Source organism: Clostridia bacterium (assembly GCA_012840125.1).
Classification (GTDB): Bacteria; Bacillota; DULZ01; order DULZ01; family DULZ01; genus DULZ01.
Map to the genome: position 1 here is coordinate 23,387 of DULZ01000037.1, position 11,475 is coordinate 34,861.

The 11,475-nt window shown below is 51.3% G+C and carries 10 protein-coding genes and 1 other RNA gene; 10 read left to right on the plus strand and 1 reads right to left on the minus strand.

Annotated elements, in window-relative coordinates:
* Window positions 1–14: 14 nt before the first annotated feature.
* The 6 genes from ffs (at window position 15) to GXX34_04075 (ending at window position 3,919) form a co-directional block, all read left to right on the plus strand.
* An RNA gene (gene ffs / locus GXX34_04050) (signal recognition particle sRNA large type) lies at window positions 15–279 on the plus strand.
* A gap of 118 nt (window positions 280–397) precedes the next feature.
* Window positions 398–2,050, plus strand: a complete 1,653-nt coding sequence (dnaX, locus tag GXX34_04055; protein ID HHW06698.1) for a DNA polymerase III subunit gamma/tau — start codon at window positions 398–400, stop codon at window positions 2,048–2,050.
* A gap of 15 nt (window positions 2,051–2,065) precedes the next feature.
* The gene (locus GXX34_04060) at window positions 2,066–2,383 is read left to right on the plus strand and encodes a YbaB/EbfC family nucleoid-associated protein (protein ID HHW06699.1); all 318 of its coding nucleotides are present in this window, start codon (window positions 2,066–2,068) and stop codon (window positions 2,381–2,383) included.
* Between the two features lie 8 nt (window positions 2,384–2,391).
* Window positions 2,392–2,991 carry a recombination protein RecR gene (recR, locus tag GXX34_04065; protein ID HHW06700.1) on the plus strand — a complete coding sequence of 200 codons (600 nt, stop codon included), beginning with the start codon at window positions 2,392–2,394 and terminating at the stop codon, window positions 2,989–2,991.
* Window positions 2,992–3,259: 268 nt separating this feature from the next.
* Window positions 3,260–3,568, plus strand: a complete 309-nt coding sequence (locus GXX34_04070) for a nucleotidyltransferase domain-containing protein (protein HHW06701.1) — start codon at window positions 3,260–3,262, stop codon at window positions 3,566–3,568.
* Between the two features lie 87 nt (window positions 3,569–3,655).
* A complete protein-coding gene (locus GXX34_04075) occupies window positions 3,656–3,919 on the plus strand; it encodes a HEPN domain-containing protein (protein ID HHW06702.1) in 264 nt (87 codons plus the stop codon).
* 130 nt (window positions 3,920–4,049) lie between these two features.
* On the opposite strand, the gene GXX34_04080 is transcribed toward GXX34_04075, so the two are convergent.
* The gene (locus tag GXX34_04080) at window positions 4,050–4,748 is read right to left on the minus strand and encodes a hypothetical protein (GenBank protein ID HHW06703.1); all 699 of its coding nucleotides are present in this window, start codon (window positions 4,746–4,748) and stop codon (window positions 4,050–4,052) included.
* A 204-nt stretch (window positions 4,749–4,952) separates the two neighbouring features.
* On the opposite strand from GXX34_04080, the gene GXX34_04085 reads away from it, so the two are divergent.
* The 4 genes from GXX34_04085 (at window position 4,953) to GXX34_04100 (ending at window position 11,075) form a co-directional block, all read left to right on the plus strand.
* On the plus strand, window positions 4,953–5,993 hold the full coding sequence (locus GXX34_04085) for a 6-phosphofructokinase (protein HHW06704.1): 1,041 nt from the start codon (window positions 4,953–4,955) through the stop codon (window positions 5,991–5,993).
* A 418-nt stretch (window positions 5,994–6,411) separates the two neighbouring features.
* Window positions 6,412–7,578, plus strand: a complete 1,167-nt coding sequence (locus GXX34_04090) for an S-layer homology domain-containing protein (protein HHW06705.1) — start codon at window positions 6,412–6,414, stop codon at window positions 7,576–7,578.
* Window positions 7,553–8,737 carry an Ig-like domain-containing protein gene (locus GXX34_04095; protein HHW06706.1) on the plus strand — a complete coding sequence of 395 codons (1,185 nt, stop codon included), beginning with the start codon at window positions 7,553–7,555 and terminating at the stop codon, window positions 8,735–8,737. Before GXX34_04090 ends, GXX34_04095 begins: the two co-directional genes overlap by 26 nt.
* A gap of 133 nt (window positions 8,738–8,870) precedes the next feature.
* Window positions 8,871–11,075 carry a hypothetical protein gene (locus GXX34_04100; GenBank protein ID HHW06707.1) on the plus strand — a complete coding sequence of 735 codons (2,205 nt, stop codon included), beginning with the start codon at window positions 8,871–8,873 and terminating at the stop codon, window positions 11,073–11,075.
* The last annotated feature ends 400 nt before the right edge of the window (window positions 11,076–11,475 follow it).

Consider the following 11,475-nt stretch of genomic DNA (forward strand, 5'->3'; position numbering starts at 1 on the left):
TGTTTTGAATTTGGCCGTGCTAGACGGAGAGGTAGCGGTGCTCTGTAACCCGCAATCCGCTATAGCGGGGTTGAATTCCTGCCTGCGGGTTGTATCCATGAGGACTGCCTCCGGTAAGTGGCGTTGAGGGTTGGGTCCTGTGCAACGAAAATTCATGAACCCCGTCAGGTCCGGAAGGAAGCAGCGGTAAGTGAAACCTTTCGTGTGCCCCAGGGTAGCCTGGCCTGAGTTAACTGCCGGAGTAACGCTTGGGGGTGCAATTCAAGGGTAGGTGCACGGCCGTTAATCTTATAGAATTAGCAGCATAGGATTATTGGGATGTTCCCGATAATCTTATTTTATATATGCCTCTAAACAGGAAACTCAAGGCGGGCGGAGAATTACCATTTGAGGTGGCATGATGAGTTACATAGCGTTGTACCGGCAGTACAGACCCCAGACTTTTGATGAAATCAAGGGACAGGAGCATATCAGCAGGACCCTGAAAAACGCTTTGGCCTCAGGCCGGTTAAGCCACGCCTATTTATTCTGCGGGCCCCGGGGAACCGGCAAAACCAGCACCGCCAAAGTGCTGGCCAAAGCGGTGAACTGCCAGCATAAGGAACAGGGAAATCCCTGCAATCGCTGCCCGAATTGCCGGCGGATTACGGCGGGAACTTCCATGGATGTCCTGGAAATCGATGCTGCTTCCAACCGGGGGATCGATGAGATCAGGGACTTGCGGGAAAAAATAAATTTGAGCCCTGTGGAAGGCCCGTATAAGGTATATATTATCGACGAAGTACACATGCTCACTTCAGAAGCTTTTAATGCCTTGCTTAAGACACTGGAAGAGCCGCCCCGCCATGTGGTTTTTATCCTGGCTACGACGGAACCCCGCAAAATTCCGGCCACCATCTTGTCCCGGTGCCAGCGGTTTGATTTCCGCCAGATTGCCGTCGATGTGATTTTGGAGCGGCTGCGGGAAGTGGCGGCTGCGGCGGGGGTAGCCGTAGAAGAAGAAGCATTGTATCTCATCGCCCGGCAAGCCCAAGGGGGCTTGCGGGATGCCTTGAGTCTCCTGGACCAGTGCTTAGCCGGCGGGGAAAAGTCGGTATCTTTAAAGGAAGTGGCCGCCTTACTGGGTGCCGTGGAAGACGAGGTCTTGTTACAATTCCATCAAACCGCCTGCAGCGGTGCTACCGGGGAGTGTCTCTTGCTATTGCATGAATTCCTCAGTGCCGGGCGGGAGCTCAAACAATTTGTGGCGGATCTCACTTTGTTCTACCGCAATTTGCTGCTCATGCGGTTAGGCGGCCGGGCGGAAGAAATCGTGGCCGCCGCCCCGGAAATGCGGGAACGGCTAAAAAAGGCAGCGGGGCAAGCTTCAGGGGCACAGCTGAAGGCAGTGCTCCATATTCTAAACCAGGTTGAGAATGACATTAGATGGTCGAACCAAGCCCGGACGCTGGTGGAGCTGGGGATTCTTGACTTGGTGGAGGCACTGGCGGGGATGCCACCAGAAGAGTTCAGGCCGGTGAGCCCACAGCCGGCGGCGGAGCTGAGCCGTGCCGGTGGGGAGTATCAAGTGAAAGAACCGGTGAAACCCCAGCCGGTTACCAGGCGGGTGCCGGAGGCCGGTGCAGCCGGGCCATCCGGTGAACCGGGGGCGCCGAAAAGCCAGGCCGGCGCTGCGATGCCGCAAACCTCCCAGGGTCCGTTGGATTTGGAGACGGTTCAAAGCCGGTGGCCCCGTTTCCTGGAAGTGCTGCGCAAGAAAACCCATATCAGTTATGAGGCTTTTCTCAAAGAAGGAACGGTTACTCATTTGGAAGGAAATACGGTTGTCTGCCGGTTTCAACCGGATCATAAATTTCACAAGGAGCGGTTGGAGCAGCCTCAGGTCAAAAGAGCGGTGGAGCAAGTGTTGAGTGAGTTTTTCGGCCAACCGTTACAATTGCAGTGCCGTTTGGAAAATGAAATGAACCAAAGGGATACAGGGGAAAATGAGCTGATCAAAAAGGCCATCGAACTTTTTGGCGGTGAATTAGTGGATATTATTGATGAATAAAGGAGGAAATGATTAATGGGAATGGGCAATATGGGTAAGATGATGAAGCAGGTCCAGAAAATGCAGGCGGATATGGCCAAGTTGCAAGAGGAGCTGGCCCACAAAACCGTCAATGCTACGGCCGGCGGCGGAGCGGTCGAGGTTGTAGCCAACGGGAAGCAGGAGATTGTTTCCATTAAGATCAGCCCTGATGCCGTGGATCCGGACGACGTGGAAATGCTGGAAGATTTGGTACTAGCAGCGGTGAACGAGGCTTTGCGGAAAGCCCAAGAAATGGTAGCCGCAGAAATGAGCAAGATCACCGGCAATCTGAGGATTCCCGGACTGTTCTAACCGCTGCCATGCTGTATCATGCTAAGCCATTAGCCAATCTCATTGCGGAATTAAATAAACTGCCGGGCGTCGGTCCAAAAACAGCTCAACGGCTGGCCTTTCACTTATTGTCTGTTAGTACTGAGGAAGCCAGGGCCTTGGCCCAAGCCATTATTGAAGCCAAGGAAAAAGTAAAGTATTGCTCCGTCTGTGGAGATTTGACGGACCAGGATCCATGTGCCATCTGCCGGAATGAAAGCAGGGACAGGACCATTATCTGCGTGGTGGAGCACCCGCGGGATGTGGTGGCTTTGGAGCGGACGCGGGAGTACAAGGGACTTTATCATGTATTACACGGGGTTATTTCTCCCATGGACGGGATTGGACCGGAGCAGCTAAGGATTAAAGAATTGCTGGACAGGGTCAGGGACCATCAAGTAGAAGAGGTAGTTATCGCCACGAACCCTAATGTAGAAGGAGAAGCCACGGCCATGTACCTGGCCAGACTCCTGGCACCTTTGGGGATTAAGGTGACCAGGATTGCCCACGGGTTGCCCGTGGGCGGGGAGCTGGAATATGCCGACGAAATGACCCTGGCCAAAGCATTCCTCGGCCGGAGGGAAATGTGAGCTAAGCGCATTTCCATGGGCGTGTGATAGATGATTTAGAAAGTTGCTATAGCAGGTACTTATTCCAGTGCAGCCTTGACTGTTATCCAAACGTCAAGGCTGGAATTTTTTCCCGGCTTTGTTGGATAAAATACAAAGACAACTAGGAATTTAATGGAAGATGTTCCTTTTGTATGATAACATAGAAATAACAAATTCCCGCGGGGTGATTGAGGTGGGCAAACCGCACCTTGCGAAGGTAGACCAGTATTCCGCTCTGCCGAAGGTTGTGGATTATCTGGTAAGGAGACTTAGTCCGAGGTTAATTATTCTATTTGGCTCCTGTGCCAGAGGCGTTGCCACGCCCAACAGCGATATAGACCTGTGTGTGGTACTGGAAGACCGGCTCGATGTGAAAGAAAGGGTCACGCTGAGAAGCAATTTACTACCGGAAATTCTTGAGCTAACGGATTTTGAGGTTGATTTGTTCCTCTGCGGTATCCAAGAGTGGGAGGAGCATAAAGGCAACCCAGGCACGCTAATTGGCAAGATAAGCCGGGAGGGAAAAGTGCTCTGCCATAGACAGCCAGAGCTATGAAGATTGGGTGGTTATGGCAAGGAAAGACCTGGAAGCAGCTAAGATACTGTACGAAGCGGGCGGGCTAGAGGAATTAGTGGCGTTTCATTGTCAACAAGCTGTAGAAAAATACTTAAAAGCCTTTCTCATAAAAAAGCGGGGATTTTACACAGCGGGCACTTCTTAATGGGATTATTGCAAAGATGCTATCGAATAGATGAAAACTTTAAGCAATTCATTCCGCAGGCGGCCTTTTTGAATTCTTATTACATAGAGACCAGGTATCCGACTCAGGAGAGGCTTGTTGTAGTTAGAGAAGATGCCAAAAGATGTATTGAATACGCACATCAAATCCTGAATTACTCTTTTTAGCCTAAGGGAGAGCTTTCTTGAACTGCCAGAAAGTGGGCAAGGGGTAAAGAAATGCCCATGCTCACGTGAGACATGAAAGATACTGGATAGTTAATTCAAGCAGCCGTCACAGGCATTATCTTTTGACGATTCAATAGGTGGCAAAGTGTATTATTAAGAACACTACCACTATTATGACTAAGAAAGGAAGAACGTAACCGGAAAGACGAGGAAATAAGAATACTCCTGCCAATAACGCAATCAATACAGCCGCGATAGACATGGAGTAGCTGTTACCGTCGCTTTTATGGAGTTGAAGCCTATTGCTCCTGAAATTGTCTATGATTTCTTCATTACCTTCTAATAATATGTCACCAGCGACTATTACCGCTTGGGCAAAGCCAATGTTTCTGGAAACTAGATATGCTCTCCAAGTTTCGCCTGTACGCCGGTCAGTTGCACTAAATCCAAATTGTAATTCTTTTTGGGCATAACTGGCAGCAATATTTTCCCGTCTAGTACTGTGCCGTGGCATATTGAAGGAAGATATCGGATGGTTGTGAGCTATGATAACATATTTACACTTTAGCGCTTCGGCGCGATTGCCTACATCTTGGACTGTGAGACCCAAACGTGCTTGTGTATGATCTGAACCTTTATTGAACCAGATAGATTTACAGACAAAATTTGCGTCAAGAAAACAGATAGCTACCCATTCATGTTTCTTTCTGTAAAAAAAAGCTGCTAATGCTCTTAACGTTTCATAAACATTGTCGATTTCAATATTTACGTAATTTCCGGAAGGTTTTGCCTGTTTCTTAAAATAATCACCCAACCGCTGGCTGTTCAAGGAAAGCACCTACAATATTTTATCTTTTGTGTCATGTTTATTGTACATAAATTTTGCTTTCTCTAAGCAATACCCGGCTAATGTTTTCTGCTTGCATGTTTCTTTTCATTCCTAAGAAGAAGGCAAACACAAGAATGCTTATCCTGTGATTAGCAGTGGTCTACCACTGTATCAAACTATTTTGCCTAGGGAGGTGGGCCAACAGTGCGTTTAGGTATTTTAAACGGCGGTGGCGACGCACCGGGCCTCAATGCCGTTATCCGGTCGGCGGTGAGAACGGCGATTCATCGCTATGGTTTTGAGATTATCGGTTTTAGAAACGGCTTTAAAGGTGTTATCGAAAATGATTATCTAACTTTTACTGACCAGAGCGTCAGTGGGATCCTGCACCGGGGCGGGACGATCCTTGGTACCACCAACCGGGATAATCCCTTTAACTACCGGGGCAGGGATGTAAGTGATCGGGCGGCAGATCATATCAAGAAACTGGGTTTGGATGGGCTGCTGGTGGTCGGGGGAGACGGTACTTTGAGTATCGGTATCGATTTGATGGAACGGTACGAGCTGCCGATGATCGGGATTCCTAAGACCATTGACAATGATCTCATGTCCACGGATTACACCTTCGGTTTCCAAACGGCGGTACAAACGGCGGTCAATGCATGCGATATTCTACATACCACGGCGGAGAGCCATCACCGGGCCATGATTCTGGAAGTGATGGGGCGGAATGCCGGGTGGATCGCCCTCCATGCCGGCCTGGCCGGCGGGGCGGATGTAATCTTAATCCCGGAAATTCCTTTCACCCTGGAAGGTATCTGCCGGAAAATTGAGGAGCGCCGGGCGATGGGGAAGCAATTCAGTATAATTGTTATGGCCGAGGGTATTAGTCTTCCGCCGGGCAGCGCCTGCCGGGTGGACGGCGCCGGTATGGCGGGAGGTAAAGCAGGGGTGTTGGCGACCATGATTGAAGACCGCACCGGCATCGAAGCCCGGGCCACCGTGTTGGGTCATCTCCAGCGGGGCGGGACCCCTATCGCTTATGACCGGATTCTCGGTACCCGCTTAGGTTGCCATGCGGTGGAATTGGCCGCGAACAAGGATTTCGGCAGGCTGGTGGTATTGCGGGGCGATAAAGTATGCAGTGTGCCGTTAAGCAAGCAGCTTAAAGAGCAGCGATTGATTGATCCTGACCATGATTTAATCAAGACAGCACGGTCTATTGGTATTTCGTTTGGAGAGTAAGGCTGGGTTGGAAACTGCAAACGCAGTCTTTTCAAGTTGAACCGGAAAACGGGCAGCATCCGTCCCAGAGTGTGTCACAGTCTTATGAACGATAGGGAGAGCACCGGTAAGCATTTCATTCGAATATTTGGCATACCGGTGGTTAGCTCCGGAATCCGGATGGGGGATCGGAAGGCCAAGCTGCTGCCATACTGCCGGAAAATGCCGGTAAGACGGAACTTCTATCTTTAAGTTGTTACTCCTCGTCTATTTTGAACGAGGAGTATTTTTGTGTGACCAAAAAGGATAGTATTTTTCAGCAAGTGAGAGGAATCGGCAGATATTTGCCGAACTTGTCAGGACAAATAAAAGTATCAGGGGTGATTACGCCGTGAACCCTCGTAGTCCTGATTCTTACAAGCTTTGCCGGCAGTTTGCAGTGTTGTTGCTGGTAATCGGTCTGAGCCTGTTCTTTTCCACCGGATACCTACAGGCAGCTGAAAGTGATACGGGTCCACCTTTTCGAGATCTTGACGTTACTGACGAGAGCTTTCGCTATGTAAGATTCCTTCAGAGCAGGGAGATTATTAACGGGTATCCTGACGGCACCTTCCAACCCTACGGCCCCTTGACCAGGGCTGAGGCCGCCAAGATTATCATCACCTCCATTGACCCACCTCTGGACCTCCCGGTGAACCTCCCGGAAGAACCTTCCTACTCTGACGTTTCCCCGGAACATTGGGCTTATCCCTACATTGAAACCGCCACTAGCCTCGGCCTTCTAACCGGTTACCCCGACGGTACTTTCCAACCCCAGCGCCAACTGACCCGTGCGGAAACAGCCATGATCCTGTTTAGAATCTATGGCGTTGACTATCAATGGTCCGGCGCTTCCCTTGCCGTGGACCTGCCCCAATGGGCCTATGATGCCGTAAACAGTATCATTGATGCCGGGCTCATGGGTACAGATGCCGAGAAACGTTTCCAACCCGATTGGCCCGCCACCCGGGTGGAATTCGCCCGCGCTTTCGCCTTACTACATACCATCCACGAAGATTGGCGCCTGGTGCCCTTAAAAGCCACCCTGGTACCTAAAACCGGCGTTGTCCAAGTCCAGAAACCGGGCCAGAAACCAGTGACCGTGTCCGGGCCCATAGAATTAGCCGTTGACGACCTCATCATTACCGGGAACAAAGCCGAAGCGGAAATCCGCTTTGAAGACGGAAGCGGCATGCTGCTGCAGCCTAATTCGGAAATGAAAGTATTGAAGCTGGTGGGTTCTCTCTTCATCCTGCCCGACGGCAGTGCTGCCAGTGCCGTGGAAGATTTGGAAGTGCAGTTTTTAAGAGGGACCATGTTCGGTGCCCTTGCCAGCCGGGGAGTGGAAGGTGAAGCATTGCTCCAAGAAGCAGGCGCCGGCAATTGGACCAGGTTTCCCTTGTTAGCCTTAGCCGGAGACGACTGGGCCGCCGCCGGCTATGCCGACCACGCTGCTTTGACCACCAAAGTCGCGCAAGTTGAGCCCATTGATGAGAATTCAGAAGCCTTTAAACAGCTTCCCCCCGTGGAAGCAGCTGCAGTTGAAGAAAGTCAAGGTAAAAGTTAACATGCCCCACGGCGTGGCCGCAGTACGAGGCAGCTTCTGGAAGATCCAGTTAGAGCAGATTGGTAACAGAATTAGGGAAATAATCAACTTCCTTCACGGTGAGGGAGAAGTCCAAAGCGGTGACTACACCGTGCCCATCAAAGCGGGCGAGAGAACCGCCATCGAAGAAGCCGGTGCTCCGCCCACCGAACCCGAACCCATGACCACCGAAGAAAAGCAAGAATGGGTAGCCATGAAAGAATGGATCACCGAGCGGATTGAGGAGATCCAGGAAAGATTGGCAGCACCCCCTGCGCCCATGCCGCCGGTCCAAGCCGGGCAGCTGCCGGCACCGCAGGAGCCCGGGCAAGAGCTGCCAGCGCCTCCGCCGGTGCTGCAGCAGGTCATGGAGTCCTTGCAGGAACTATTGAATACCATGGAAGCTTTAGAGCAGGAATTTGGGCAGCCTAGTGCTCAGACTCCACCGGCAGTAGTTGATGATGACGACGATGACGATGATGGCGGTGGAGGGGGAGGAACCGGCCCGGTGGATGAAGAGCCGGAACCGGGCGACGAGGAACCCCAGCCGGAACCCGACCTGGAGCTAATATCCCATACATTGCAAGATGATAATATTCGCACGAGTTTCCCTGTGGATGGAAGTATTGTGTTGAACTTCAACAGGAAAGTCGTAGTGAATGCGAATCAGATTTTGTTACGGGCAGGGGCGGAGCACATCGGTATTCATGTAACGTTAGCAGCAGATGGGATGAGCATGAAAATTAGTCCGCGAGATCGGCTGCCCTATGGTTCCGTCTGCAATTTAACGATCCAGAAAGGTGCTATTAAAGACACGGACGGGAATAGCTTGCCGGAAACAATCCTTACCTTTGCCACTGAGTCCTTTGCCGGTTCGACCCAGGACAGAATTATTGCCAGCGGGCATATCAATATCAAGCCTGTTTATGAGTGGTACTATAATTGGATTTACTCACACGACGAAATGGAAGTTCCCATTTATTTCGCTAGGGCAGTCGAAGTTCGATGGGGAGAAATATTTAAGGCGGAAGACTATATCTCCCGCGTGCCTATGTACGTAGACGATGAGGAGTACTTGCTGGAGATTTGCGCCGGACATGAGCCGTTACAGTTAGAGAGAGAGACTCCTAGAATACTATGAACGTTATGTAGCTCCTTTCGAGGCAGATGAGTTAGCCAGTTTAGTTCTTGTATCGGAAGAACCACTGCAAACTGACAAAAACTACTTTGCCAGAATATGGAAGGAAGGAGTGGCGGGAAGCCAGCCTGTTTTGGTGGATGAGTACAACCTGACCTCCCTTGGTTTCGTTACTGTTAATCTGAAGCCGGGTGATTTAACGGAGTTCGGGTTCGAGTATGTTTTGGAAGATATGTTGATTCTGTCTGCTACCCTTAGAGCGAAGGAGTCCTCCCAGTTTTCTACCGTTTACTTGGTCCGGGACTCCGAAAGCGAGGAACTGACGTATTCGGCCACTATCCCGCTACATCCAGGCATGACTCCGGGAGAATGGGAGTTAGTGTATATAAGTGATTATGAATTTGGCATGGATCGCTACAGCAGTTGGTATTATCATCCGGGAGATAGCGCCGGAAAGTTTATGGTAACTAATGTGCAATGGGACCCGCATCCTGTAGAGGTGATAATTGACCCTAACGAGACTATTTTGACAAGAAATAGCGATAACCAGTTAATCCTTTCATCGCGGGTATTTGCTTCTGACGAAAGCGGAGTAGACTTCCTGATGGGTATTTTCGAGAGCCCCATCGGCGAATTGGTGGTCGTGGAGTATCTCCCGGTGGATGTATCTCTCGGTTTGTGGAAAGCGGAAATGGAAGTGGAATGGGACGGCCAGTGGACTTTGGTTGGCCTGCTGTCCAAGGATGGGGCCGACAATTGGGTGGTGCCGGAGGTAGCCTTTGAAGCCGGTCTGTTCCCAGTGCTGGTTCACGAGTGGTATGTCCCCCACGACAGCTATCCTGCGGGGCTTAACCCTGACGCTTATGACAGCGAGCTGTTAGCCGAAAACGGAGCGTATCGAGTTTTTGCCTTTGCTGACGCGAATCCACCCATGCTGGTGAGCGCCAGTTTAAGCACTCCCTTGCTGCCCGTTGACCGCACGCTGGAGGTAGTAGTCCGTCTCGGGGACGAATTGACTGGTATCGCCACGGTTAGTGCCGAATTGGTCATGGGGCAAGATTTTGTTGAATGGTATGAAGATAATTATGACGTTGAAGTCGAAAATGATACTCTGGTCGTCGGCCGGAGCGAGATCATTTCAGCAGGCAGCCGTGATTACGAATTATCGATCCAGTTGGGTGTCGACAATGAGCACCGTGAGATTCTAGATTCTTATCTGCGGGAAGTGAGGGAGGGCGGTTATGAACCGTATGCAGTAATCATTAAGGCTGAAGACTATAGGGGCAACTTGCTGGAAGTTGATGTTAATCGCGCCTTGGACGGTAAGCCCTATTCCGTGATGATGTCTGCATCCGTGGGAGCCCTAAGTATTGAAGAAACCTATCCCGCTGTCGGTGCCGAGAGGGTGGGGAGTGACGAGACTATTATGGTGAAGTTTAGTCACGATATAATAAGGAGCGGAAGTCCATCTGATAATGTCGAGCTCCTCAAATGGACTGGCGAGAACTGGAATACGGTCAGCGTGATAGAAAGCGTGTATATCGGCGATACCTATTTGTCCATTGACTTAAGCAATTTAGAGATCCCGGACTTTACGTGGGAGGACGGGCAGTGGTATGCCATCGGGATTCCCGGTCCCTTCGTACTGCCTCAGGATAGCCTCGATGTTAGTGATCTGTTAACCGAGTATGTAAGGCTTCCTTTCCGTATAGACACCGATGCCCCCGGTGAGCTGAGCATCGAACTGAGGGATTGGTATTCAGATCCTCTTGGCTTCTGGCTGCAGGGCGACGGTGAAGGCGGGTATGTCAACCCCGGAAACGTTTATATCAACGAGCGCTCGCAAGATGAGTACTGGCTCTGGGTCCAGTACGGCGAGCGCGCGCCAAGGATCATGCGGTCCTCAGAGAAAATTCCGCTTCTGCCGACTAACATCAAGATCTGGCCGGTCGGAGTTGATCCGGATGAGACACCTTCGTCGGTGGCGGAAAAAGCTTTGGGTACCGTCTATCCACCGCGGGGGTTTCCCGTTTTGGAAGGCCGGGCGGTCGACATCCCGCTCAAAGCGGCTAATGTGCCGGAAGATACGGAGTGCGAGATTGTTTATTCCACCCATGATGATGATTATGACGGGCAAGGGGCTAAGGCATCTATTGAGAAAGGGTTCTTAACAATACCTATTCCTTCCCTTTCCTTCGATGAAGATGGTTCTTTGCTCGGCTATGTTGAATTGGATGTGTATTTGGATGATGATAAACTGGGTTTATCTCATTTCGTGAGAGTATTCAAAGGAACCGGAACCCCGGCCATAAGCGTAGAAGGCCCTTTCATCAGCCGATAGGGGGTCTGAATAAAGCTTGCCGGCGCCGCAAGTCCATGGGGGTTCCCGGTGGCTCCGGCGGTGCGGCCGGTAGTGTCAAGCTCTGCCAGTCGTATGGAGAATTCCAAGGGACCTATCCGACCGCTGGAGTAGCTTGCCGAGTGTAGCTGGATTCGGTGCTGTGTCCGGTCGGCAAGCTATTCACCCGGCTTGTAGGCCGTAGGCACCGGTCGCGCCGGGGAGCATTAGATGAATGCTGGAAACGCCCGGTGTCCCGGGAGGGGTCCGGGTGTTTTCTTGTGCGCCCGGCATGGGCGCTGTCTATAGGGTGAAAGTCCCGAACGGCGAAGGTAGCAGTAGCCGTAGCTTAAGACAAGGGTGTCCGTCGTGAGGCGGAATCTGAAGGAAGTCGGCGGCAAAC

Coding starts and splice junctions, on each gene's coding strand:
- recR (HHW06700.1), top strand. CDS start 2,392: ATGCTGTATCATGCTAAGCCATTAGCCAATCTCATTGCGGAATTAAAT.
- GXX34_04060 (HHW06699.1), top strand. CDS start 2,066: ATGGGAATGGGCAATATGGGTAAGATGATGAAGCAGGTCCAGAAAATG.
- dnaX (HHW06698.1), top strand. CDS start 398: ATGATGAGTTACATAGCGTTGTACCGGCAGTACAGACCCCAGACTTTT.